Here is a 24,109-nt window from a genome sequence, read left to right on the forward strand (position 1 = left end):
ATATCGATGCCGGCATTTTCCCTCCAGCGTGGGCGTGACAGCTCCGCTGCGACGCCCCCGCCCGATCCTGCCACTAGCGCAATCCACTTGATTTCTTGCCTGATTCTCTGAACATGCTGCCCGATGGATAGGAAAGCTGTCCGCCAAGGTCTAGAGTTTTCAGATCGGAAACCCGCCCTGCGCGCGCGCGGCGTTCCTCCCAGGGCACTGCCTCGACGCACCGCCCTGCCTATAACGACGAAACACCAACCGATGATCAGCGGGTGAACGCCATGGAACTACGCATCAACCAGAAGACCTATCAGGTCGACGCCGACGCCGATACCCCACTGCTGTGGGTGATCCGCGATGACCTGGGCATGACCGGCACGAAATATGGCTGCGGCCTGGCCCAATGTGGCGCCTGCTCGGTGCTGGTGGACGGCAACGTGGTACGTGCCTGTGTCACGCCGGTGGCCGGTGTGGTTGGCCGTGAAGTGACCACCATCGAAGCGATCGAGGCCGACCCGGTGGGCAAGCGAGTGGTCGCGGCCTGGGTCGAGCATCAGGTCGCCCAGTGTGGTTACTGCCAGTCTGGCCAGGTGATGGCCGCTACCGCGCTGCTCAAGCACACGCCGGCGCCGAGCGACGAGCAGATCAGTGCCGCAATGGTCAACCTGTGTCGCTGCGGCACCTACAACGCGATCCACGCCGCGGTGCATGAGCTCGCCGGCCAGCCTGCCGCCAAGGAGAGCGTCTGATGAACTCGCCCCTCGACATCCCGTCCGAACTGCGCGACCTGAAACTGGATCAGCCGGTCAATCTTTCGCGCCGCCGCTTTCTCGCGGGTAGCGCCATCGGTGCGCTGGTGATCGGCTTTGGCTTGCCGCTCGGCTCGGCCCGAGTGCAGGCCGCCACCGCGGCGGCCGTAGAACGCGGCACGCAGGTGCCGGCATTCCTGGAAATCCGCCCTGACGGCACCGTGCGCCTGCTCTGCCCCTTCATGGAAGGTGGCCAGGGCACATTCACCGCCATGGCGCAGATCGTCGGCGAAGAACTGGATATGGACCCGGCCAGCTTCCTGATCGATGCCGCTCCGCCCGGCGAAGCCTACGTGGTGATGGAAAATGGCCTGCGCATCACCGGCGGCAGCATGTCGGTGCGCATGAGCTACCCGACCATGCGCCGCCTTGGCGCGCTGGCCAGGGCGATGCTGCTGCAGGCCGGTGCCGACACCCTTAAGGTGCCGGTCAGTGAGCTGAGCACCGAGCCGGGCAAGGTGGTGCATGCTGCCTCCGGCCGCTCGGTCGCTTATGGCGACCTGGCCGAGCGCGCCATGGACCTGCCAGTCCCGGATCCGGCCAGCATCAAGCTGCGCGATCCCAGCCAGTTCCGTTGGATCGGCAAGCCGGTACGCCGTGTCGATGCCTATGACAAGTCCACCGGCAAGGCCCTGTACAGTATCGACCTCAAGGTCGACGACATGCTCCACGCGGCGGTACAGCACGCGCCACGGCTGGGCATGACCGTGGGCGGCCTGCGCAACGAAGCGCAGGTCAAGGCGATGAAGGGCGTGCATTCGGTGCACGTACTGCCGGGTGCCGTGGCGGTGGTCGCAGAGCGCTGGTGGCATGCCAAGCGTGCCGTGGAGGCGGTACAGGTCGACTGGCAGGAGCCGGGCGCCGATTCGAAGGTGCGCACGATGCCAGCCGACTTCTCCAGCGATGCCTATCGCGATCACCTGGCCGCGCAAACCGGCCCGGCGCGCGATGACGAGAACGAAGGCGATGTGGCGGCTGCGCTCAAGGGGGCCAAGACCCAGGTGGAAGCCACCTACCACAACCAGTACCTCAACCACGGCCAGCTCGAACCACCGTCGGCGCTCGCGCGTTTCAATCCCGATGGATCGCTCGAAGTCTGGCTGCCCAACCAGGCCCCGGACATGTTCCGCGATGACATCGTCAAGCGCACTGGCCTTGCCAAGGAACAGATCATCCTGCATTCGCCGCTTCTGGGCGGCTTCTTCGGGCGCCACTTCCTGTACGACTCGGCCAACCCCTACCCACAGGCCATTGCCCTGGCCAAGGCGGTCGGGCGCCCGGTCAAGCTGATCTGGACCCGCGAGGAAGAGTTCGTACGTGACGTGCTGCGGCCCGTGGCAGTGGTCAAGTTCCGCGCCGGGCTCGACGAGAAGGGCCTGCCGGTTGCCATCGAAGCGGTCAGCGCCACCGAGGGCCCGACCGAGGCAATCGCCGGCAAACAGGGCGAGAAGATCGACCCCACTGCCGTGGAAGGCCTGGCGGGCAAGTCCTATGCCATTGCCAACAAACGCATCGCGCAAATCTATGTCAAGGGCCCGGCCATGCTGGGCTACTGGCGTTCGGTCGGTAATTCGCTGAACGACTTCTTCTATGAGTCGTTCCTTGATGAACTGGCCGACAAAGGCGGGCACGACCCGTTCGAGCTGCGCCTGCACCTGTTGCGCGACAATCAACGCCTGACCACCCTACTGCAGGCGGTCGGCGAATTGTCCGGTGGCTGGAAACGCGGGCCATTTACCGCCGAGGATGGCACCAAGCGTGCCCGCGGCGTGGCCATGGCTTCGCCGTTCGGTTCGGAGGCGGCGGTGATTGCCGAAGTGTCGATCGAGAACGGCCAGGTCAAGGTGCACGACATCTGGCAGGCGATCGACCCGGGCAGCATCGTCAACCCGGCGATCGTCGAGCATCAGGTCAACGGCGCCGTGGCGCTCGGCCTGTCGCAGACGCTGGTGGAGGAAGCGGTGTGGGTCAACGGCATGCCGCGTGCGCGCAATTACGACCTGTACCCGATCCTGCCGCCATCGCGCATGGCCCGGGTGCATGTGCGCATCGTCGAGAGCGGGGCGAAGATGGGTGGCATCGGCGAGCCGCCGCTGCCGGCAGTGGCACCAGCGGTGGCCAACGCCGTGGCGCGGCTGACCGGCCAACGCGCGCGCAGCCTGCCCCTGAGCCGCCATACCTTTGCCTGACACGGAAGCCCTCATGAAAAACAGCCGACTGGTAACCACCACCCGCTGGCTCGCGCTGCCGTGCCTTGTCGCGGCAGGCCTGCTGGCCTGGTATGTCACCCGCGAGGTCACCTCGCCCTTCGAGCAGGAAACCCCAAGCCCCGACCAGGCGCTGATCGCCCGCGGCGAATACGTCGCGCGCCTGAGCGACTGCGTGGCGTGCCACAGCCTGCCGGGCAAGGCGCCGTTCGCCGGCGGCCTGGAAATGGCAACACCCTTGGGCGCGATCCATGCCACCAACATCACCCCGGACCGCAACAACGGTATCGGCAGCTACAGCCTCGCCGACTTCGACCGCGCCGTGCGCCACGGCGTCGCGCCGGGCGGGCGCCGGCTGTACCCGGCCATGCCCTACCCGTCCTACGCCAAGCTCAGCGATGACGACATGAGGGCGCTCTATGCCTTCTTCATGAAGGGCGTGCAGCCGTCAGACCAGGCCAATATCCCCAGCGATATTCCCTGGCCGCTGAACCTGCGCTGGCCGATCGCCTTGTGGAACGGCCTGTTCGCCGCCGACAAGCCCTACGCTGAAAAGCCCACCGAAGACCCCCTGTGGAACCGCGGCGCCTATATCGTCCAGGGCCCGGGCCACTGCGGCAGTTGCCATACGCCACGTGGCCTTGCCTTCAACGAGAAGGCGCTGGACGACTCCGGCAAGGCGTTTCTCGCCGGAGCCCTGCTCGACGGCTGGTACGCGCCGAGCCTGCGTCAGGACCACAACACCGGGCTTGGGCGCTGGAGCGAACCCGAGATCGTGCAGTTCCTCAAGACCGGTCGCAACAAACATGCGGTGGTGTACGGTTCGATGACCGAGGCGTTCAACAACTCCACGCAGTTCATGAGCGACGACGACCTGGGCGCGATAGCCCGCTACCTGAAGTCGCTGCCGGGCGACCCCCAGCGCGACGGCGCCCCCTGGCAGTATCAGGCCGTGTCGGCGGCTACCCGCCTCGATGCCCCGGGCGCACACAGCTACGTGACCCGCTGCGCGTCGTGCCATGGCCTTGACGGCCAGGGCCAGGCCGAGTGGATTCCGCCACTGGCCGGCGCGACCTCGATGCTGGCCAAGGAAAACGCCTCGGCAATCAATATCACCCTCAACGGCTCGCAGCGTATCGTCGCCGCCGGGGTGCCGGATGCCTACCGCATGCCCGCGCTGCGTGAACAGATGTCGGACCAGGAGATCGCCGAAGTGCTGAGCTTCGTCCGTACGACCTGGGGTAATACCGGTGGTGCGGTCGATGCACAGGCGGTGGCCAAGCTGCGTGAACATACCGACCCTGCCAGCAGCAGCCCGATCGTGCTGCATATGCGTTGAAGGAGCGCCCATGGAAAGTATCGACCTGCTGGTCCTGCGTACCGCTCGGGACTGGCTGCAAGCCGGCCACCGCGTGCTACTGGCCACCGTCGCCCGTACCTGGGGTTCGTCACCACGCCCGGTCGGCTCGATGATGGCCTTGCGCAGCGACGGGCGTGTGGTCGGCAGCGTCTCCGGCGGCTGCATCGAAGACGACCTGATCCACCGCTACACCACCGCCTACGGTGGCCCCGGCCTGCCTGACAGCACCCCACAGCGGGTGCGCTACGGCGTTACCGCCGACGAGGCCCATCGCTTCGGGCTGCCCTGTGGCGGCACGCTTGAGCTGATTCTGGAGTTTTCGCCATCGTGGCAGTCGCTGGCCCAACTGCTTGAGCAGCTCGACAGCGGCCAACTGGTGCGCCGTCAGCTCGACCTGCACAGTGGCGCGGCCACCCTCCTCCCCAGTGCTGCCCCGGAGCAGTTCAGCGTTGATGGCGAGCACATGGCAAGCACCCTGGGTCCAGGTTATCGACTGCTGCTGATCGGCGCGGGCGCCCTGGCCGAATACCTGGCGACCATGGCCCTGTTCAATGGTTTTCGTGTTTCGGTCTGCGACCCTCGGCCCGAGTACATCGACGGCTGGAACGTGGCCGGTGTCGAGTGTCTGGTCGGCATGCCCGACGATGTCGTGCGCGACTTCGCCCCGGACGTGCGCACCTGCATCGTCGCGGTCAGCCACGACCCCAAGCTCGACGACCTGGCCCTGCTCGAAGCGCTGCATGGCCCGGCTTTCTATATCGGTGCCATCGGCTCGCGGCGCAACAGCCAGCAGCGTCGCGCGCGGCTGATCGAGCACTTCGGTGAGTCCGATGCCAGCCTTGCGCGCCTGCACGGCCCCATCGGCATCTACATCGGCAGCAAGACCCCAGCCGAAATTGCCGTGAGTGTGATGGCCGAGATCCTCGCCGCCAAGAACGGCGTCGAACTGCCTGGTGCAGTGAACGTCACCAAGGCCAAGCAGGCGCGGGAACAGACACTGCCTGCCACCTGACCCTGCGGTATGCTTGCGAGCTTTCCATGCCGTCACACTCGGACAACCCACCATGACCGAACCCCAAGCCAGAGCTCGCTGCGCCGCCCTTGTGCTCGCCGCCGGACGCGGCACGCGCTTTGGCAGCGACAAGCGCAAGGCCTTGCTCGCGGATGGACAGGGACTACTGGCCAGCACCTTGAAACAGGTACAAGCCTGTTTCGACCCGGTGTATGTGGTGGTGCGCTGCGACGATGATCCGCAAACTCTGGGCATCGATGCGCAAGTCCACATCGTACGCGCCGCACAGGCAGCTGATGGCATGGGAGCGAGCCTCGCGGCCGGCATCACGGCCCTGGCCAGCATCGATGCCCCGGCCGTGGCCGTGCTGCTTGGCGATATGCCGTGGATCGCACCACGCACCTTCGAACACCTGCTCGGTCACCTCGCTGCCGAGCGTATCCTCCTGCCGTGCTACCAAGGCCGACGTGGCCATCCGGTCATCTTCGGGCGTCATTTCTGGGCGGCCCTCACCCGCCTGCACGGTGACCAGGGTGGGCGACCGGTCATCGAAGCCAACCCTCACGCCTGTCTTGTGCTGGATCTCGACGACCCTGGCATCCTGCGCGATGTCGATACACCCACCGATATCCCGCCTACATCGGCTTGAGTAAAGGCCGACAGGCTTTGATCCTCACGTCCTGGCAGGTACGCTAGCGGGCTTGCCCCCGACCTGGAGCCCCGCCGGTGACCACCACGCTGACCACCTACTACCTGGAAATGACCTCTGCGCACGCCCTGCGCAGCAAGCCTGTTCCCGATGGCCTGACGATCGTCGAGTGCGAAGTCGTCCAACCGCAGCTCAACCGTTTCCTCTACCAACTGGTGGGCAAGGCCTGGGGCTGGAACGACCTGAACAGCTGGAGCGACGAGCAGTGGCTGGCGGTTGTCGGCCAGGACTGCCACCGCACCTGGGTCGCCTACTACCGTGGCGCCATCGCCGGCTACTACGAACTGCACCGCCCCGACGGCGAGAACGCCGAGATCCGCTACTTCGGCCTCGCCCCGCAGTTTCTTGACAAGGGCTTCGGCGGCCCGCTGCTCAGCCAGGCCATCCGCAGCGCCTGGGAGTGGCCCGGCACGCGGCGGGTCTGGGTGCACACCTGCAGCCTCGACCACCCCGCCGCTCTGGCCAACTATCAGGCCCGTGGCCTGCAACTGTACAAGCAAGAGCACGAAGCACTGGGGTGACGGTTGCGCGAGGCCGGCAGCGCTTGCTGCCTATGCCCAGTGGCTGGACCGTCTGCTGGCCCGGCCACTGGATTGATCGGGCGCGCTATACGACTCGTGCAAGCCCCTAGGCCAAGGACGCCTGGCGCGCCACCCGTGCCCCCAGCATCCCGGAAAAAGATACCAGCATCAGTACCGCGAACACCCCGGCGATCGGCAGGTTCGACTCCAACCCGAAGCCGCTGACCGTCGCCGAGGCAATCGAACCGAACACCAGCATCAAGCAGCCCTGCAAGCTCGCAGCCACCCCGGCGCGGTCGGGAAACAGTGCCATCGAGCGGGCCATGGCATTGGAGAAGATAAAGCCCTGGCCGAAGGCGATCAGCATGATGCCAGCAAGAATGTTCACCAGGCTCAAGGTGTCGGCAGCCGCCGCGATGCACAGCACCCCGAGCAGAAACAGCGCCAACCCACTCCACATCAGGGTATCGGGTGAGACGATGCGCACCAGCGCACGGTTGGTCAGCGTGCCGACCAGATAGCAGCACCCCACCCCCAGCGCCGTGGTGCCGAAGTAATGCGCGTCATGGCCGAGCACATCCTGGACGATATGCGGCCCGAACACGTTCCACAGCAAGAATGCGGAAAAGCTCGCGCCGAGTACCACCACCGAAGCACGGAAGCGTCTGTCGGCCAGAATGAACCGATAGCCGACCACTGTCTGCAAGGCGCCGCGGCGGGCACTGGCGGGCAGCGACTCCTTGAGCCCGGCAACGACGAAAGCCAGGACCATGACGGCATAGGCGGCATACAGCACGAAGTTGTAGCGCCAGCCGAAATGCACCTCGATCAGCCCACCGATATAGGGCGCGATGACGGGCCCCAGGCCGAACGCCAGGCTGAGGTAGATGATCGCGACGTAGAAGCGCGGGCCTTTGACGACGTCGACCAGCACAGCACGGGCAACGACCTGGCAGGCGCCAATGGCAAAGCCCTGCAGCGCACGCGCCAGCAGCAGCATCTCGATGGACGTCGCGGCGGTCGCCAGCAGGCTGCCGACCACGAACACACCCAGGCCCAGCAGTACGGCAGGTCGCCGCCCGCGCGCGTCGGCCATCACGCCGAAGAACAGCTGCCCCAGGGCATAGAACAGCAGCGTGATGGTAATGGTGTTCTGCATCAGCGCAGGCCCCGCCCCGAGTTCGCGCCCGATGGACGGCAGGCTCGGCGCATACAGGTCGATGGCGATGCCCCCCAGGCTGTTGACCAGGGGAGCCAGGAAGACGATGAAGTTTTCATAACGCGTGTTGGCGTGCATAGGATCTCCGGCGTGCCGGGCAGCGAAGCGCCCGGCACGCACATGGGTCAGACAGACGCCTGGTGGGCGAACTGCGGTGGCGGGATGGAAGGTGTCGGCGCCTTCAGCCAGGCACTGGGCGAGGACAGGCGCGAAACCAGTACGCGCGGTGCCTGGTCGTAGTAGGTCCCCCAGTTGACACTGGGGTCCTTGACCCGGCGTGGATCGGCCTGGCCCAGGTCGTCGAGGTTGTCGACAATCGCTGCCAGCAGTTGCTGGACCTGCGGCGTCGCGGTCAGCACCACCAGGCCGAAGTTGCGCAGGGCCAGGGTGCGGATGACGTTGTCGAGCAGGTACTTGCCAGCACCGCTGCCGCTCTGGAACGAGGCGAAAGCACCAATCTCCGCGATACGCGCGCGGTCGATGGCGTAGCGTTCATCCAGCGTTTGGTCCAGGTAGTACTCACTGAACAGTTTGCCGGAGTCGCCGTAGCTGATGCCGGCACAGGCGTAGCCCGGCGCCCCGCCGGTGGAGCCGGTCAGGCAGACGAACAGGTCAGGCTGCGGCACGGGCGTTGCCTCGTAGTGCTTGAGGTAATGACCCCGTACCGCCTCCTGCAGGCAGCGGTAGCCGGGGCGACCCTTGTAGAAATTGCGCACGATGTACATGGGCGACGTCCCGTCCTAGGCGTACAGTTGATCGATGAACCGCGCTTCGATCTCGGCGCGCCGCGGTCGTCCGGTGACCGTGTAGAACTGGTCACGAAACCCTGCGATGTCGCCGACGACCTGCATGCGTCGCACCCGTGCGAAGTCCGCAAGGCGGTGCTCCAGGCGCGCCATCTCGTCCTGCACGCTGGCAGGGCTCGCAGTGCTGAGGATGATGGCGCACGGCTCGTCGCGCCCTTCGCCCATGACGATCATGTCGTCGACCAGCGGGCTCTCCTTGTAGACGTTCTCCACCCACTCAGGCGAAATGTTGCGTGCCGTCGAGAGGATGATCACGTGCTTCTTGCGCCCGGTGATGTACAGGAAACCGTCACGGAACTCGGCGATATCGCCGGTGTGCAGGTAGCCGTCGGACAGGTCGCAGGCCGTGTCGTCGGCGTTGTAGTAACCCGCGCAGAGGGTCGGCGTCTTCACCAGCAACTCGCCGTCGACCAGCTTGGGCTCGATGCCGTCGAGCAGCTTGCCGGCCGAGCCGATGCGCCGCTCTGCAGGCGAGTTCAGCGAGATGATCGAGGAGTTCTCGCTCAGCCCATAGGCCTCGAACACTTGCACACCGCTGGCATCCAGGGCCTGGAGCACCGTGGCCGGGATCTTCGCGCCGCCGGTGATGATGTGCGGATTGGCGGGGCCGAACAGGTCCTCGACACTCGCACCCTGCTCAAGCAGCAGGTTGGCCTCTTCCAGCAGCTTGGGCGGCAGGTAGAGGAAGTTGGGGTGATTGGGTGCGATCAACTCCAGGTAATGACGGGCATTGCCACTGGCCGCGCCATACTCGGTGACGCCCTCGGGCATCAGGGTCAGGGTGCCACCGGACAGGATCGGAATGAACACACCCAGCACCTGCTCGATCAGCAGGCTCATCGGCACGATCGAGAAGTAGTGCAGCGGCTGCTGCGGCAAGCGCTTCATCACGTTGTCGACCAGCAGCCCCACGGCCGCGTCGCGAATCATCACGCCCTTGGGCTTGGAGGTGGTACCCGAGGTGTGGATCACCGAGACGATACCGGCGGGGATCAGTTCGTCGTCCTGGGCCCAGGGCGTGTCAGTGGACTGGATCATCAGTTGCCGGGGGATGAAGCTGGGCTTGTCCGGCAGGATGCGGTGCAGGCGCCGGGCGGTCGGCTCATCGCTGACGAACACGGCGGCGGCCTTGCCGAGCAGGCTACCGATCTGATCGTCGGAAAACTCGATGGGCACCGGCAGCAACACACCACCGACCTTCTGGATTGCCAACAGGGTGTACACCCACTCATAGCATGAGCGCATCGCAATACCGAACACCTTGCGCTCGCAGTTGCCGACCCGAGCCTGCAGGGCCTGGGCCAGGCGTTCGACGTCATCGCGCAGGCCATGCAGGGTGTAGTCGCGCCCGTGCATTTCGCGGATCACCACGCGGTCAGTGCTGGTGGTCAGGTAGTGCTGCATTTTCTGGCTGATCATTGGCCGTTACCCCCGATGCGATAGCTCTGGGCACCGAAGATGCGTCGGCTGATATCGTCGAGGCGACGGCGACCGTGCATCACGCGGGTGTTGTCGATGACCACGATGTCGCCCTTCTTCCAGAAGTGGCTGTAGGTGTTACGGGCGGTGACTTCCTTGATCTCGTCCCAGATTTCAAGGGCGATCTCCTCGCCGTCGGCCCAGGTGATGCGTGGCGGCTCGTAGTTGACGCTAGGGCCGAGCATCGAATTGCAGAAGGCCTTGCGACCACTGAAGCAGCTGGTCTCCACCGCGCTGATCACCAATTCGGAGGCGATCAGGTTCTGGTCGATGCGACGGTAGGTCTGGCCGGCCACCTGGTCGTTGACCTGCTGCAAGTGCTCGTCGGTGACGCTGTCGATCGGCAATTGCAGCTCGATGCTCAGGAAGCGCCGCACGTTGTGCCAGGGAATGCGACGCGCATAGCGAATGGCACGGGATTCGAAGCTCTTACGGGTTTTCGGGGAGAGGTCGAACAGCACTCGCTCGCCATCGCACAACGTGGTCTCGGAGCCGACCGACGCCGCTTCCAGGCAGTAGAACCACTGCAGGTCCGGGTTGAACGGCAAATTGCCGTTCTCCCGGTGCAGCCCCATCTCGTGAACGCCTGCTTCGATCTCGGCGGTATTGGCCGTGGCGGCCTTGCGCGCGGGATCGAAGGTGACCCGGGAGGAATGCGCGCTGACGAAATCGTTGAAGTCTTCGAGCGAGTCGCTGAAGTCGCGGTAGATCACCGCGCCGCTATGGGCCAGGTCTTCATAGAGTGCCGCAGTGTCCATCGAGTCGAAGACGCGCAGTCCCGGTTCGACGGCATAGACACATTCGAAGCCGTAGCACGGCGTGGGATGACGATAGAAAGGTAGAGCTTTAGCTTGAGTGTGGGCCAACATCTGACATCTTCCTTGGGAAATGGATTACAGACAGGCAGGCCGTCCGCCGCCTGACGAAAACACGTTAGGGGAAATGTCGTGGGTGCTGGTTTTAAGAAACCTAAAGCCGTGATGAAAAATTAAAAGTGCGGCCGTGCGACGGAACGCACAGGGGGGAGCGTTTGTCGGGGCACGAAACATCGCACCCGAGCAAGCGCTGCCGATAGGCATGGCTTTGCGCGAAGAGGCCGCAAATGGCCCTGTAACCACTGAATGTTCACTCATCCTGAGCGCCTGCAATCCGTGTCAAAAACCTGTGTCACCCTGCGCGGAGCAGGTCCCCCGCCACATCCTGGATCAACCTGCGCAAACTGGAGACATCCGCACCCAGCCCTCGATCACGCGACCAGATCATATCTACCGTGAACACCGGAAACCCCATCGGTGGCTGACACACCCTCACCCCCTCGGGGATACGCAGGTGTGGCAGCAAGCGCGCCGGCAAGGCCAAGGTCGAGGGAACGGCGGCCAGGATGTTGACGCAGGCCTGGTAGCCGTTCGCCCGCACCAGCACATTGCGCGTGCGGCCTATTTTCTCCAGCCAGCTATCGACCATGTTCTTCTCCGAGATCCACGGCGTAGGAAAGACATGGGCCGAAGCACAGAACTCATCCAGGCTCATCGCCCCGTCCAGCGCAAGCCCACGCTGGCTGGTCAGGCAGACGAAACCATCGCTGAGCACCGGCTGCCATTGCAGCTCGGGGTGCAATTGGTGGTAACTCGGGCCGAAGCCGATGGCCAGGTCGATATCGCCGGAAATCAGCCGGTCCACCGGCAAGTCGCGGCTTAGCCGATCGAGGTGCAGGGAGGTATTGGGGTGATTGCTCGACAAGGTCGCCAGGGCCTGGGGCAGAAAGGCCAGCTCGAAGTATTCCGGCGCGCACAGGCGCCAGATCCTCGGGGCAGCGACGCCATCGCCGGAGGGGGCATCCTCGGCGCAGCGGTTGACCGACTCGATCACCACGCGCAGGTAGGGTGCGATCTTTTCCGCCTTGGCGGTTGGCTGCAACAAACCCTGCGAGGAGGCGAACAGGGTGTCGTCGAAACAGCCGCGCAGGCGTTTGAGGCAGTAGCTCACCGTGGGCTGGCTGACGTTCATCAGTTCGGCGGTGCGCTTGGCACTGCGATATTCCAGCAAGTTGAGAAACACCACGATGTCTTGCAGGTCCAGCTGCTTCAGATAATTGCTGTGAAGCATGCAGGCCCCTCCTGGGTCATCATGTTCATGGAATGGGATCGACGTCTTCGGGAAGCTTGGCCAGCATCAACTTGAGCATCTGCGCGAGAGCTTCGCGTTCCTCGATCCGCAGCGGAGCGAGGAACTGGTTCTGCAGATCGGTGTGGCTGAAAACCGCTTTCTCGATAGCCGCAAGCCCTGCTGCGGTCAGCGCCACCTTGTAGCTGCGCTTGTCGGCAGGGTCGTGGATCTGCTCGACCATGCCCGCCTCCTTGAGGCGGCTCAGACGATTGGTCATCGCCCCGGAGGTGATCAACAACGAGTTGTACAGCTCGGTCGGGGTCAACTGGTACGGTGCACCGGAGCGGCGCAAGGTCGCCATGACATCGAACTCCCCCTCCTTGAAACCGTACTGCTCGAGCACCGCGCAACGGCGGCGCTCGAGGTGTTTCTGCAGGCGCGCCATGCGCCCGAAGACCTCCATGGACGAAGCATCCACGGAGGGCATCGCCTGCGCCCATTGCGCGACGACGAAATCGACATGATCTTTCATTGGCATAACCGTCCGTTCACCCTGAACTCCCCAAGGGCCACATCCCTGCCGCACCCCGGCACCTTCCAAGTATCTTAACGTTAAGTTATCTTGATATGCACGAGGTATGAATCGGGAGGGAACATGGCGTTCTTCGAACACAACCGAAATCGCTATTACTACTTTGACGCCGGGGCCGGCACCCCCACCCTGCTCCTGCACGGGCTGGGCAACAGTGGCCGCGCCTGGACAGACCAGGTCGGGGCCCTGCTGCGCCTGGGCCATCGCGTCATCGTACCGGACCTGCTCGGCCATGGCGCGTCCAGCAATGCGCCGGAACACATCACGCCTCATCTGCAAGCCCAGGAGCTGATCGCACTGCTGGATCACCTCGGGCTGGCCAGCACTCAGCTCATCGGGCTTTCGCTGGGCGGCATGATTGCCCTGGAACTGGCCTGCGCCTACCCCGATGCCGTGGACAAACTGGTGGTGGCCGCGTCCTTCGCCAGCATGAGCAGCACCGCGCGCCATCAACAGCTCGATGAGTGGGCCGAAAACCTTCGCCAGCCGGACGGCTGCCTGAAGCGCTTCAAGACAACATGGCCACAACTGGTCGGCAGTTCCTTCGCCGCCTCCAGCCAGGGGCAGAGCCTTTACCAGGCCTGGCATGCCCAGGCCGCGATGCAGCGGGCGCGCTGCCAGATCCACTGGTGCGAGGGTATGAAAACCTACGACCTGAACGATCGACTGTCACACATCCAGGCGCCCACCCTGGTACTTGGCACCGACGGCGACCGCATCAGCCCACCTGGCGAGGCCGAGGCCATTGCCAGCCGTATTGCTCACGCCCAGCTCATCACTCTTCCAGGCGACGGCCATGTCTTCAACGTTTCCCATGCCCCGGCCTTCAACCGGGCACTCAGTGGTTTCCTGCAGGAGCAACAGCGACATGGGTGATACACCCTCCAAGGCCAGCGTAGTGCTGCTGGCGATTCTGGTCGGCATCAACCTGCGGCCGATCATGGCCTCGGTCGGCCCGCTGCTCGATCTGCTACAGCGCGACCTGGGCCTGAGCAACTTCCAGGGCGGTTTGCTGACCACACTGCCGGTGATGATGATGGGCCTGTTCGCCCTCGCCGGCCCTTGGCTGCTGCGCCTGCTCGGCGAGGTCAAGGGCGTGGCCATCGGCATGACCCTGATTGCTGCGGCTTGCGCGGTACGTACCTATGTCGAGTCATCTAGCGCACTGATCGCCAGCGCTGCCGTAGGTGGCGTCGGCATTGCCGTGATTCAGTCGCTGATGCCTGCATTCATCAAGCGCAACCACCCGCAAAGCGCAGGGATGCTCATGGGGCTGTTCACTACGGGGATCATGGGCGGTGCAGCCATCGCCGCCGCGATTGCTGCTCCCAGCGCGGGCAAGCTGGGCTGGAACCTCACCCTCGGCTATGCCGCCATTCCGGCCATGATCGCGTTGATCGCCTGGCTGCTCGCCGCAGGCAACGTCCATGCCTACCCCACGGCGGCCGGCCTGCCCTGGCGCAGTGGCCGGGCCTGGTTGCTGCTGGTGTTTTTCGGGATTGGAACCGGGGCATACACCTTGGTGCTCGCCTGGCTACCCCCGTTCTACGTCGAGCTGGGCTGGACAGCGAAAAGTGCCGGCTACCTGCTCGGCGCGCTGACCATTACCGAGGTCATCGCCGGTTTGCTGGTGTCGGCGCTGATTCATCGTTTCCCGGATCGCCGTCAACCCTTGGCGCTGGTGATCCTGCTGCTGATCGGCGGGCTGGCCTGCCTGATGACGGCGCCGCTGCAACTGACCGCCCTGGCCATCCTGTGCCTGGGTTTGGGCATCGGTGCCTTGTTCCCGCTGTCGCTGATCGTCACCCTCGATCATGCACGCTCACCGGCCGAAGCCGGGTCGCTGCTGGCCTTCGTGCAAGGGGGTGGCTACCTGATTGCAGCCTCGATGCCGGTGGTGGCCGGCCTGGTGCGCGATGAGTTCAGCTCGCTGCACTGGGCCTGGGCCGTCATGGGTGGCGGGGCTGTGTTGTTGCTTGCCTTGAGCGCCCTGCTCCGGCCGCTCAGCCAGCGAACAGTGGTCGCCCAGGCTTGATCCTCCTCCTCTCCGGGGCGCGTTCCAGCGCCCCGAACGCCCTCGCCGATTTTTCCTGACCCGCCCCACCTGTGCGCGCAAGGCACTCTTTTAGTGCAACGGCGCCGCAACCGCCTCCCACCTACCCCGTCCCATGCGCGCTGCAGCCCGGTGGCACAGCCTTTGCGACGGTCTATCGTGCCCCATTCGCGAACTTAGTTTTTTTAACGTTCATGAGCACATATTTACTAATTTATCCATCTGCGCCCACGCCCCATGATCGCTTCCAACAAGAAAGCGTCGCCTTTTGCCGACGCGCATCCGGGCACCTGTGAAGTGCCCATCCTTGCCTTGGAGTCCGTCATGACCAGCGCAGCCACATCGGCACCTCTCATAGAAAAACACACGATCGGATACGTGCCCCCCGAAGACCGCCATGGAAAGGTAAAGGACTTGTTCACCCTGTGGTTCGGCGGCAACATCGCGCCGCTGCCCATCGTCACCGGCGCCCTGGGCGTACAGCTGTTCCACCTCAACCTGATCTGGGGCATCGTCGCCATCCTGGTCGGCCATCTGGTCGGCGGTGTGCTGATGGCCCTGCACTCGGCCCAGGGCCCGCAGATGGGCATCCCGCAGATGATCCAGAGCCGCGCCCAGTTCGGCACCCTCGGCGCCCTGCTGGTGGTGGTGATCGCGGGGGTGATGTACATCGGCTTCTTCGCTTCCAACATCGTGCTGGCCGGCAAATCGCTGCATGGCGTGGTCGAAAGCGTGCCGGTGCCGGTAGGCATCGTCATCGGCGCCCTGGGTTCGGGGATCATCGGCATCATCGGCTACCGCTTCATCCACGTGCTCAACCGCATCGGCACCTGGGTGCTGGGCATCGGCATCGTGGTCGGCTTCGGCTACATCTTCACCCACGTGCAGAGCGATGACTTCCTGACCCGCGGCAGCTTCAACATCTCCGGCTGGCTGGCCACCGTGTCGCTGGCGGCGCTGTGGCAGATCGCCTTCGCCCCATACGTGTCGGACTACTCGCGCTATCTGCCGGCCGACGTGAAAGTGTCGTCGACCTTCTGGACCACCTACCTGGGCTCAGCCCTGGGTTCGAGCCTGTCGTTCATCTTCGGCGCAGTCGCCGTGCTGGCGATCCCCGCCGGGATGGACACCATGGACGCCGTGAAGCTGGCCACCGGCGCCATCGGCCCGCTGATGCTGGTGCTGTTCCTGCTCAGCGTGATCAGCCACAACGCGCTCAACCTGTATGGTGCGGTGCTGTCGATCATCACCCTGGTGCAGACCTTCGCCTATCGCTGGATCCCGACCGCCAAGACCCGCGCCGTGCTCTCGCTGATCGTGCTGGCCGCGTGCAGCGTGGTGGCAGTTTTCGCCTCGTCCGACTTCATTGGGCACTTCGTCGACATGGTCTTGGTGCTGCTGGTCGTGCTGGTGCCATGGACCGCGATCAACCTGATCGACTTCTATGCCATCCACAAGGGCGAGTACGACATCCAGTCGATCTTCAAGGTCGACGGCGGAATCTACGGGCGTTACAACCCGCAGGCGCTGATCGCCTACGCCGTCGGGATCGTGGTGCAGATTCCGTTCATGAACACGCCGCTGTACGTAGGCCCGGTATCGGAACACATCAATGGTGCCGACCTGTCGTGGCTGGTCGGGTTGGCGGTGACCACGCCGCTGTACTGGTGGCTGGCCAGCCGTGACAGCGCCTACCGTCGTCGCCAGGTGGGTGCCAAGCTCGCTGCCGGACATTGATGCATAGCGCTAGCCCTGCATTTGTGCAGGGCTAGCTGGTTTTTGTGCTGCCCTTTCTAGGCTGAATCGGGCGACTCTACGGCTCGAACCCTTCGACGATGATCACCTCGGCTTTGGCCACTCCCTGCCGATGTCGGCACGCCTCCTGATACAGATCAGACCGGTAGCAGGCCAGCGCCTGCTCGTACGAGTCGAATTCGATCACCACGCTGCGCTGCGGTGTCACCCTCCCCTCCATCGCCTCGCTCTTGCCACCCCGGGCCAGAAAGCGCCCGCCAAATGCCACGAATGCCGCCGGCGCACGCTGGGTGTACTGCTGGTACTGCTCCGGGTCGGTAACGTCCACATGGGCGATCCAGTAAGCCTTCATCCGTCGCTCTCCTGTACAGGGTTATTTGTGTATTATGGTATACCATAAAAATCACCTGACCACAGTGAGCGTGCAGCATGGCTTTCAACAGCATCGAAAACCTTCTCGAAGACTACCGCCAGGGCAAGATGGTGCTGCTGGTGGACGACGAAGACCGGGAGAACGAAGGCGACCTGCTGATCGCCGCCGAGCGCTGTGATGCGCAAGCGATCAATTTCATGGCCCGCGAAGCACGCGGCCTGATCTGCCTGACGCTGACCGACGAACACTGCCAACGCCTGGGCCTTGAGCAGATGGTACCGACCAACGGCAGCGTATTCAGCACGGCGTTCACGGTATCGATCGAGGCCGCCAGCGGTGTCACCACAGGCATCTCTGCCGCCGACCGCGCGCGGACCGTGGCCGCCGCCATGGCCGCGGACGCCCGCCCCGAGCACCTGGTCCAGCCTGGCCACATCTTCCCCTTGCGCGCCCGTGAAGGCGGCGTGCTGACCCGCGCCGGACACACCGAAGCCGGTTGCGACCTGGCGCGCCTGGCAGGCTTCGCACCGGCCTCGGTGATCGTCGAAGTGCTCAACGACGACGGCACCATGGCCCGCCGCCCGGACCTGGAGCTGTTTGCCGAGCGCCACGGCATCAAGATCGGCACCATCGCCGACCTCATCCACTATCGCCTGAGCACCGAACAGACGGTCAAGCGCATTGGCGAGCGCGAGTTGCCAACGGTCCACGGCACGTTCCGACTGGTGACCTTCGAGGACCGTATCGAAGGTGGCGTGCACATGGCTATGGTGATGGGCGACATTCGCCGCGAGCAGCCGACGCTGGTACGCGTGCATGTCATCGATCCGCTGCGCGACCTGGTCGGCGCTGAATATGCAGGCCCTGCTAATTGGACACTGTGGGCGGCGCTGGAGCGGGTCGCAGCAGAGGGTGCCGGCGTTGTAGTGATCCTCGCCAACCATGAGTCCTCCCAGGCCCTGCTCGAACGCGTGCCGCAACTCACCCAGCCACAGCGCCCCTACCAGCGCGGTCAGTCGAAGGTGTACTCGGAGGTGGGTACCGGCGCGCAGATCCTGCAGGACCTGGGCGTGGGCAAACTGCGCCACCTGGGCCCACCGCTCAAGTACGCAGGGCTGGCGGGGTATGAGCTGGAAGTGGTGCAGAGCATTCCATTCGAAGCTCACTGAATCTTGCGTCACCGACAGGATGACTGGTAACACCGAACGCTTGCCAAAAGTTTGGAATACCATAATATGATATCCCGTAGACCTTGAATCTGCCGGCCGCACCTACAATCACACAACGGCCACGAATTACCTGAGATAGCTGCTCCCGAACACAGTTGGCGGGCGCGACAAAAGCCCGCCTCGAATAACAAAAGCAACGAGGGCGTAACCATGCTGTTGAGCAAACGAGTCACCGCTGTGCTGTCCGCAAGCCTGCTGGCACTGGCCTGCCAGGCCACCCAGGCCGCCGACAGCCTCAACTTCGTCAGTTGGGGCGGCACCACCCAGGACGCCCAGAAACAGGCATGGGCCGACCCTTTCAGCAAGGGCAGCAACATCAAGGTCGTACAGGACGGCCCGACCGACTACGGCAAGCTCAAGGCCATGGTCGAAAGCGGCAACGTGCAATGGGACGTGGTCGACGTCGAAGCCGACTTCGCCCTGCGTGCCGCCAGCGAAGGCCTGCTCGAACCCCTCGACTTCTCCACCATCCAGCGTGATCGCATCGACCCGCGCTTCGTCTCCGACCATGGCGTCGGCTCGTTCTTCTTCTCCTTCGTGCTCGGCTACAACGAGGGCAAGCTTGGGGCCAACAAGCCGGTCGACTGGAGCGCGCTGTTCGACACCAAGACCTACCCCGGCAAGCGCGCGCTGTACAAGTGGCCGAGCCCCGGCGTGCTGGAGCTGGCCCTGCTCGCCGACGGCGTACCTGCCGACAAGCTTTACCCGCTGGATCTGGACCGCGCCTTCAAGAAACTCGACACCATCAAGAAAGACATCGTCTGGTGGGGAGGCGGTGCCCAGTCCCAGCAATTGCTGGCCTCCGGTGAAGCCGCGCTCGGGCAGTTCTGGAACGGGCGCGTCTACGCGCTGCAGCAGGATGGTGCCCCGGTGGGCGTGAGCTGGAAGCAGAACCTGGTCATGGCCGACTTCCTGGTCATTCCCAAGGGTGCCAAGAACAAGGACGCGGCCATGAAGTTCCTGGCCAACGCCAGCAGCGCCAAGGGCCAGGCCGACTTCGCCAACCTTACCGCCTACGCCCCGGTGAACCTCGACAGCGTCGCCGAGCTCGACAAGAAACTCGCACCCAACCTGCCAACCGCCTACGCCCAGGACCAGGTCACCCTCGACTTCGCCTACTGGGCCAAGAACGGCCAGGCAATCGCTGCGCGCTGGAATGAGTGGCTGGTCAAATGAAAGTCGCCATCAACGCCCTGCACAATGCCCAAGGTGCCGACCCCGGCACCGGCGCACCGCGAGCGGCCGTGCGCCGCCCGCCACTGAGCCAGCGCTGGCGCGGCAGCCGCAACCTGCTGCCGGCCCTGTTGTTCCTCGGCCTGTTTTTCTTTGCGCCATTGATCGGCCTGCTGCTGCGTGGGGTGCTGGAGCCGGTGCCTGGGCTGGGCAACTACGAGCAGCTGTTCGCCAACTCAGCCTACGCGCGGGTGCTGTTCAACACCTTCTCGGTGGCGGGTCTGGTGACGGTGATCAGCGTATTGCTGGGCTTTCCGCTGGCCTGGGCGATCACCTTGGTGCCTCGTGGCTGGGGGCGTTGGCTGCTGAACATCGTGCTGCTGTCCATGTGGACCAGCCTGCTGGCCCGCACCTATTCCTGGCTGGTGCTGCTGCAAGGCTCGGGAGTGATCAACAAGCTGCTGATGGCGCTGGGCATCATCGATGCGCCGCTGGAAATGGTGCACAACCTCACCGGTGTAGTGATCGGCATGAGCTACATCATGATCCCATTCATCGTGCTGCCACTGCAGGCGACCATGCAGGCCATCGACCCGATGGTGCTGCAGGCAGGCTCGATCTGCGGTGCAAGCCCCTGGACCAATTTCTGGAAAGTGTTCATCCCGTTGTGCCGTTCAGGCTTGTTCTCGGGTGCGCTGATGGTGTTCGTGATGTCGCTCGGTTACTACGTCACCCCGGCATTGCTGGGCGGTGCGCAGAACATGATGCTGCCCGAGTTCATCATCCAGCAGGTGCAGTCGTTCCTGAACTGGGGGCTGGCCAGCGCCGCCGCGGCACTGCTGGTGGTGATCACCCTGGTGCTCTTCTACCTGTACCTGAAGCTGCAGCCGGAATCCCCGGTCGGCAATGCGAGGTAATCCTTCATGCTCCTGTCCCCCAACGCCATGGGTCGCCCGCTGCGCACCGGCCTGTACCTGACCACCGGGATCATCGCCGCCTTCCTGCTGCTGCCGGTGGTGTTCATCGTCCTGCTGTCGTTCGGCTCCTCCCAGTGGCTGGTGTTCCCGCCCCCCGGCTGGACCTTCAAATGGTACGACCAGTTCTTCTCCAACCCCGAGTGGATGGACGCCGCGCTGGCCAGCCTCAAGGTGGCTGTGCTGACCACCTTCGCCGCCGTGGCCCTGGGCCTGCCGACCGCCTTCGCCCTGGTACGCGGGCGCTTTCCCGGGCGCGAACTGCTCTATGGCCTGTTCACCATGCCGATGATCGTGCCGCTGGTGATCATCGCGGTCGCGGTCTACGCGCTGTTCCTGAAGCTGGGCTATACCGGCACGCTGTTCGCCTTCGTGGTCAGCCACGTGATCGTCGCCCTGCCCTTCACCATCATCTCGATCATCAACTCGCTGAAGCTGTTCGACCAGTCGATCGAGGATGCCGCGGTGATCTGCGGCGCCTCGCGGCTGCAGGCGATCGTCAAGGTCACCTTCCCGGCCATCCGCCCGGGCATGATCGCCGGCGGCCTGTTCGCCTTCCTGGTGTCGTGGGATGAGGTCGTGCTGAGCGTGATGATGGCCAGCCCAGACCTGCAGACCTTGCCAGTGAAGATGTGGACCACCCTGCGCCAGGACCTGAGCCCGGTGATCGCCGTCGCCTCGACACTGCTGATCGGCCTGTCGCTGCTGGTCATGTTCATCGCCAGCGCCCTGCGCCGCCGCAACGAAACCAACGCCTGAGTGCCGGAGACAACAATAATGAGTGCAGTCATCAAAGAAGCCGCGCACGGCAAGACCCTGGTCTCCCTGCGCAACCTGAACAAGCACTACGGCGACTTCGCCGCGGTCGACAACATCAGCCTGGACATCCAGGACGGCGAATTCCTCACCTTCCTCGGCTCCAGCGGCTCGGGCAAGTCCACCACCCTGTCGATGCTGGCCGGCTTCGAGACCCCCAGCAGCGGCGAGATCCTGGTCGAAGGCCGCTCGCTGGTGAACGTGCCGCCGCACAAGCGTGACATCGGCATGGTGTTCCAACGCTACTCGCTGTTCCCGCACCTGAGCGTGCGCGACAACATCGCCTTCCCACTGGCCATCCGCAAGCTGGGCAGCGCCGAGATCGCCAAGCGCGTCGACGCCATGCTCAAGCTGGTGCAGCTGGAAACCTTCGCACACCGGCGCCCGGCCCAGCTCTCCGGCGGCCAGCAACAGCGCGTGGCGATCGCCCGAGCGCTGGTGTACGAGCCACGCATCCTGCTGATGGACGAGCCCCTCGGTGCCCTGGACAAGAAACTGCGCGAAGACCTGCAGGACGAGTTGCGTCAGCTGCACCGGCGCCTGGGTATCACCATCGTCTACGTCACTCACGACCAGGAAGAAGCGATGCGCCTGTCCCAGCGCATCGCCATCTTCAGCCACGGCAAGATCGTCGGTCTGGGCAGCGGTTACGACCTCTATCAGAACCCGCCAAACGCGTTCGTCGCCTCGTTCCTGGGCAACTCCAACTTCCTCCGGGTCACCGCCAGCAGCCATGGCGCGGCGGCGTTCGAGGGCCAGTCGCTGGCCATTCGCCTGACCTCGGGGTTGGCCGCAGGTCAGGATGCGCTGATCATGGTTCGCCCGGAAAAGGCCCTGGCGCTGAGCGCCGAACAGGCGACCCGTGAACCGCTGCCGGCAGGCTGGAATGAAGTGAGCGCCAAGGTCGGCGAGGTCTTGTTCCTCGGCGAAAGCCAGACCTGTCACGTGGTGACGGCAGGCGGTACCGAAATGACGGTCAAGGCGCTATCGGCGGCAGGCATGCCGATGCAGTCAGGCGATACGGTCAAGGTACGCTGGGCGGTGGCCGATGCCTGCGTGTACACCGAGTGGGCCGAGAGCGACCTGAGCAAGGCTGCCGGCGCACACTGAGGGCCTCTTCGCAGCACGCCGCGGTGGGAAATTCTGTCTTGCTCAAAATCTAAAGGTCTAACCCAATCCCTGTGAGAGCGGCGGTTCGCCGCCGCGACTTGTCCCGCGCACACGGGCGTGGCCCGTGCCAGGCAGCGCGGTGTCTTTTTCGCGGGTTAATGACCCGCTTCGCTCGTTTCGGCCTCTTCGCCACCTGTTCTGCCTTCCATTGCGCTACTGACGCTCGATGCAGATACAGCATGTCGGGGGCTGCTGCACGGCCCTTTCGCGACACGAGGCCACTCCTGCAGAAGTCGATTTCTATGCATTGACCATCTTGTATATACATGATGATATAAGAGCGAAGTCATTCCTCTGGTTGCCCTTGCCGCCCTACAACAACAAACAAGCGGAGCCCCACATGTCCAGCAAGCCCGTGATCGAGCGGCGCTCGATCGACTACATTCCCGAAGCTGAACGCCATGGACGCGTGTACAGCCAGTTCACCCTGTGGCTGGGAGCCAATCTGCAGATCACCGCCATCGTGACCGGCGCCCTCGCCGTCGTGCTCGGCGGTGATGTGTTCTGGTCATTGATCGGCCTGCTGCTGGGCCAGGTGATCGGCGGAGCGGTCATGGCCTTGCACGCAGCCCAAGGGCCGCGGTTGGGGCTGCCGCAGATGATCTCCAGCCGCGTGCAGTTCGGCGTCTATGGCGCGGCCATCCCGATGGTGCTGGTGTGCCTGATGTACCTGGGGTTCACCGCCACCGGCACGGTACTGTCGGGCCAGGCCATCGGCCAGTTGCTCAGCGTCAGCGACAGCGCCGGCATCCTGATCTTCGCCGGCGTGATCGTGCTGGCCACTCTCGCCGGCTACCGCGTGATCCACTGGATCGGCCGCGTGGCCAGCGTGCTGGGGATCATTGCGTTCGTCTATCTGTTCAGCCGTATCCTGCTGCTCGCCGATATCGGCCAACTGCTGGACAACCGCCACTTCACCTGGGCCTCATTCTTGCTGGCGGTATAGCTGGCCGCCTCATGGCAGATCGCTTTCGGCCCCTACGTCGCCGACTATTCACGCTACCTGCCCAGCAACACCTCCGCGCTGAAGACCTTTCTCGCCGCCGGCCTGGGCTCGGTGATCGGCGCCCAGGCATCGATGATCCTCGGCGTGTTCGCCGCCGCCATTGCCGGCGGCCAGTTCTCGGGGCGTGAAGTGGCCTATATCGTCGGCCTGGGCGGCGCCGGTACCACCGCAGCGCTGCTGTACTTCGCCATCGCCTTCGGCAAGGTGACCATCTCCACCCTCAACAGCTACGGCAGCTTCATGTGCATCGCCACGATCATCAGCGGTTTTCGCGGCAGCCTGCAGATCAGCCGCCTGCAGCGCTTGCTGTTCGTGCTGGGCATCGTGGGTGCAGCGACGCTGGTGGCCCTGCTCGGCCAGCATTCGTTCCTGAGTGCATTCAAGTCGTTCATCCTGTTCCTGCTGACCTTCTTCGTGCCCTGGAGCGCGGTCAACCTGGTGGACTACTACTTCATCACCCGCGAGCGCTACGACATCCCTGCCCTGGCCGATCCCGACGGACGCTATGGCCGCTGGAACTGGCCCGGCATCATCGTCTACAGCATCGGAGTGCTGATCCAGATGCCCTTCATCGACACCAAGCTGTACACCGGGCCCATGGTTGCGCACCTGGGCGGCGTCGATGTGTCGTGGCTGATCGGGTTGATGGTGCCTAGCGTGCTGTATTACTGGGTTGCCCGGGGCAAGGCCAAGCACGCACCGGCGCAGCTGATCGAACCCCAGGCACGTTGACCGACGCCAGCGCGGTC

At 64.3% G+C, this 24,109-nt stretch carries 21 protein-coding genes and 1 pseudogene; 15 read left to right on the plus strand and 7 right to left on the minus strand.

All coding sequences use genetic code 11. The annotated features are described in order from the left end of the window. The first annotated feature begins 272 nt into the window (after positions 1-272). The 6 genes from AB688_RS15790 (at position 273) to AB688_RS15815 (ending at position 6,609) form a co-directional block, all read left to right on the plus strand. On the plus strand, positions 273-740 hold the full coding sequence (locus AB688_RS15790; protein WP_063546745.1) for a (2Fe-2S)-binding protein: 468 nt from the start codon (positions 273-275) through the stop codon (positions 738-740). Continuing rightward, a complete protein-coding gene (locus AB688_RS15795) occupies positions 740-2,989 on the plus strand; it encodes a xanthine dehydrogenase family protein molybdopterin-binding subunit (protein ID WP_063545057.1) in 2,250 nt (749 codons plus the stop codon). The genes AB688_RS15790 and AB688_RS15795 overlap by 1 nt, the downstream gene beginning before the upstream one ends. 13 nt (positions 2,990-3,002) lie before the next feature. Further along, a complete protein-coding gene (locus AB688_RS15800; RefSeq protein ID WP_063545058.1) occupies positions 3,003-4,346 on the plus strand; it encodes a c-type cytochrome in 1,344 nt (447 codons plus the stop codon). 10 nt (positions 4,347-4,356) lie between these two features. After that, positions 4,357-5,379, plus strand: coding sequence for an XdhC family protein (locus AB688_RS15805; protein ID WP_063545059.1), 1,023 nt, complete (start codon positions 4,357-4,359; stop codon positions 5,377-5,379). 52 nt (positions 5,380-5,431) lie between these two features. Then, positions 5,432-6,028 carry a nucleotidyltransferase family protein gene (locus tag AB688_RS15810; RefSeq protein ID WP_063545060.1) on the plus strand — a complete coding sequence of 199 codons (597 nt, stop codon included), beginning with the start codon at positions 5,432-5,434 and terminating at the stop codon, positions 6,026-6,028. A gap of 77 nt (positions 6,029-6,105) precedes the next feature. Then, the gene (locus AB688_RS15815) at positions 6,106-6,609 is read left to right on the plus strand and encodes a GNAT family N-acetyltransferase (RefSeq protein ID WP_112898392.1); all 504 of its coding nucleotides are present in this window, start codon (positions 6,106-6,108) and stop codon (positions 6,607-6,609) included. A 106-nt stretch (positions 6,610-6,715) separates the two neighbouring features. On the opposite strand, the gene AB688_RS15820 is transcribed toward AB688_RS15815, so the two are convergent. From AB688_RS15820 to AB688_RS15845, 6 genes are all read right to left on the minus strand, one after another. Beyond that, complete coding sequence (locus tag AB688_RS15820; RefSeq protein ID WP_054890781.1) at positions 6,716-7,906, minus strand: multidrug effflux MFS transporter; 1,191 nt, start codon at positions 7,904-7,906, stop codon at positions 6,716-6,718. A 47-nt stretch (positions 7,907-7,953) separates the two neighbouring features. Beyond that, positions 7,954-8,553: a thermostable hemolysin gene (locus AB688_RS15825; RefSeq protein WP_054890782.1), complete on the minus strand. Its 600-nt coding sequence runs from the start codon at positions 8,551-8,553 to the stop codon at positions 7,954-7,956. A gap of 15 nt (positions 8,554-8,568) precedes the next feature. Next, on the minus strand, positions 8,569-10,053 hold the full coding sequence (locus tag AB688_RS15830) for an AMP-binding protein (RefSeq protein WP_063545061.1): 1,485 nt from the start codon (positions 10,051-10,053) through the stop codon (positions 8,569-8,571). Beyond that, positions 10,050-10,982, minus strand: a complete 933-nt coding sequence (locus AB688_RS15835; protein ID WP_063545062.1) for a TauD/TfdA family dioxygenase — start codon at positions 10,980-10,982, stop codon at positions 10,050-10,052. The genes AB688_RS15830 and AB688_RS15835 overlap by 4 nt, the downstream gene beginning before the upstream one ends. A gap of 298 nt (positions 10,983-11,280) precedes the next feature. Next, complete coding sequence (locus AB688_RS15840; protein ID WP_063545063.1) at positions 11,281-12,219, minus strand: LysR family transcriptional regulator; 939 nt, start codon at positions 12,217-12,219, stop codon at positions 11,281-11,283. A 25-nt stretch (positions 12,220-12,244) separates the two neighbouring features. Then, a complete protein-coding gene (locus AB688_RS15845) occupies positions 12,245-12,751 on the minus strand; it encodes a MarR family winged helix-turn-helix transcriptional regulator (RefSeq protein WP_063545064.1) in 507 nt (168 codons plus the stop codon). 123 nt (positions 12,752-12,874) lie between these two features. Here AB688_RS15845 and AB688_RS15850 point away from each other — a divergent pair, with 123 nt between their 5' ends. The 3 genes from AB688_RS15850 to AB688_RS15860 all read left to right on the plus strand — a co-directional run bounded on the left by AB688_RS15850 (position 12,875) and on the right by AB688_RS15860 (position 16,601). Next, the gene (locus tag AB688_RS15850) at positions 12,875-13,687 is read left to right on the plus strand and encodes an alpha/beta fold hydrolase (RefSeq protein ID WP_054890787.1); all 813 of its coding nucleotides are present in this window, start codon (positions 12,875-12,877) and stop codon (positions 13,685-13,687) included. After that, positions 13,680-14,846 (plus strand): MFS transporter, encoded by a 1,167-nt coding sequence (locus tag AB688_RS15855; protein ID WP_054890788.1) that lies wholly within the window; start codon positions 13,680-13,682, stop codon positions 14,844-14,846. The genes AB688_RS15850 and AB688_RS15855 overlap by 8 nt, the downstream gene beginning before the upstream one ends. Before the next feature lie 342 nt (positions 14,847-15,188). Continuing rightward, on the plus strand, positions 15,189-16,601 hold the full coding sequence (locus AB688_RS15860; RefSeq protein ID WP_054890789.1) for a purine-cytosine permease family protein: 1,413 nt from the start codon (positions 15,189-15,191) through the stop codon (positions 16,599-16,601). Between the two features lie 76 nt (positions 16,602-16,677). Here the strand turns inward: AB688_RS15860 and AB688_RS15865 are convergent, their stop codons facing one another. Beyond that, positions 16,678-16,971, minus strand: a complete 294-nt coding sequence (locus AB688_RS15865; RefSeq protein WP_063545065.1) for a DUF1330 domain-containing protein — start codon at positions 16,969-16,971, stop codon at positions 16,678-16,680. A 77-nt stretch (positions 16,972-17,048) separates the two neighbouring features. Here AB688_RS15865 and ribBA point away from each other — a divergent pair, with 77 nt between their 5' ends. The 6 genes and pseudogenes from ribBA (at position 17,049) to AB688_RS15895 (ending at position 24,092) form a co-directional block, all read left to right on the plus strand. Further along, on the plus strand, positions 17,049-18,161 hold the full coding sequence (ribBA, locus tag AB688_RS15870) for a bifunctional 3,4-dihydroxy-2-butanone-4-phosphate synthase/GTP cyclohydrolase II (RefSeq protein WP_063545066.1): 1,113 nt from the start codon (positions 17,049-17,051) through the stop codon (positions 18,159-18,161). A 210-nt stretch (positions 18,162-18,371) separates the two neighbouring features. Then, positions 18,372-19,397: an ABC transporter substrate-binding protein gene (locus tag AB688_RS15875; RefSeq protein ID WP_063545067.1), complete on the plus strand. Its 1,026-nt coding sequence runs from the start codon at positions 18,372-18,374 to the stop codon at positions 19,395-19,397. Then, positions 19,394-20,311: an ABC transporter permease gene (locus tag AB688_RS15880; RefSeq protein WP_054890793.1), complete on the plus strand. Its 918-nt coding sequence runs from the start codon at positions 19,394-19,396 to the stop codon at positions 20,309-20,311. Before AB688_RS15875 ends, AB688_RS15880 begins: the two co-directional genes overlap by 4 nt. A 6-nt stretch (positions 20,312-20,317) precedes the next feature. Beyond that, complete coding sequence (locus AB688_RS15885; RefSeq protein ID WP_063545068.1) at positions 20,318-21,127, plus strand: ABC transporter permease; 810 nt, start codon at positions 20,318-20,320, stop codon at positions 21,125-21,127. Positions 21,128-21,145: 18 nt separating this feature from the next. Then, entirely contained in the window at positions 21,146-22,294 is a 1,149-nt protein-coding gene (locus AB688_RS15890; protein ID WP_063545069.1) for an ABC transporter ATP-binding protein, read from the plus strand. Between the two features lie 400 nt (positions 22,295-22,694). Then, positions 22,695-24,092 (plus strand): annotated as a pseudogene (locus AB688_RS15895) (purine-cytosine permease family protein). Positions 24,093-24,109: the final 17 nt, after the last annotated feature.

It is taken from the genome of Pseudomonas putida (assembly GCF_001636055.1).
GTDB lineage: Bacteria > Pseudomonadota > Gammaproteobacteria > Pseudomonadales > Pseudomonadaceae > Aquipseudomonas > Aquipseudomonas machongensis.